The organism is Vibrio sp. bablab_jr001 (assembly GCF_016464285.1).
Taxonomy (GTDB): Bacteria; Pseudomonadota; Gammaproteobacteria; order Enterobacterales; family Vibrionaceae; genus Vibrio; species Vibrio fluvialis.
This window is the reverse complement of the sequence record NZ_JACDWZ010000111.1, coordinates 1-331: the sequence shown is the minus strand read 5'-3', so window position 1 is coordinate 331 and position 331 is coordinate 1. Positions and strand designations below refer to the sequence as shown.

Below are 331 nucleotides of genomic sequence, written 5' to 3'. Positions count from 1 at the left end.
AGAGCGTGCAGTAGACATGCCGTTCCTGATGCCAATCGAAGACGTATTCTCAATCCAAGGTCGTGGTACAGTAGTAACTGGCCGTATCGAGCGCGGTATCCTACGTGTAGGTGATGAAGTAGCAATCGTTGGTATCCACGACACTACAACCACTACATGTACTGGTGTAGAAATGTTCCGTAAACTGCTAGACGAAGGTCGTGCAGGTGAGAACGTTGGTGCACTACTACGTGGTACTAAGCGTGATGAAGTAGAACGTGGTCAAGTACTGGCTAAACCAGGTTCAATCACTCCACACACTAAGTTCGAATCAGAAGTATACGTACTGTCT

Annotated in this window: 1 protein-coding gene; it reads left to right on the top strand. The window is 47.4% G+C overall.

Going from position 1 to position 331, the window contains the following annotated elements:
* Nucleotides 1–331, top strand: a 331-nt coding sequence (locus JIG40_RS21660) for an EF-Tu/IF-2/RF-3 family GTPase (RefSeq protein ID WP_244662711.1), incomplete at both ends; no start/stop codon positions are given.